At 34.9% G+C, this 416-nt stretch carries 1 pseudogene; it reads left to right on the forward strand.

Annotated features, from left to right (window positions below):
• Positions 1-59: 59 nt before the first annotated feature.
• Positions 60-416 (forward strand): annotated as a pseudogene (locus tag QZ359_RS06230) (ribonucleotide-diphosphate reductase subunit alpha); the annotation flags it as partial.

The following is a 416-nucleotide window of genomic DNA, read 5'->3' on the forward strand; positions in this document are numbered from 1 at the left end:
AAACTGCTTCTAGGGCTAACTTAGAAGCCTTTCTTTTGTAATTAGATAAGGGAAATTTTATGGGATTAAAACATCTTGAGGACGTGACCTACTTCCGTCTCAATAACGAAATCAACCGTCCTGTTAATGGACAAATCATGCTTCATAAAGATAAGGAAGCCTTAGATGCCTTCTTTAAAGAAAATGTAGTTCCAAATACTATGGTTTTTGATTCAATCAAAGATAAAATCAACTACCTCATTGAACACAACTACATCGAAACAGCCTTTATCAAGAAATACCGTCCAGAGTTCTTGGAAGAATTGCATCAATTTATCAAAGATCAAAACTTCCAATTCAAGTCTTTCATGGCTGCCTATAAATTCTATAACCAGTATGCTCTGAAAACAAATGATGGAGAGTACTATCTCGAAAGC

Origin of the sequence: Streptococcus sp. (assembly GCF_019414905.1) — a bacterium.
GTDB lineage: Bacteria > Bacillota > Bacilli > Lactobacillales > Streptococcaceae > Streptococcus.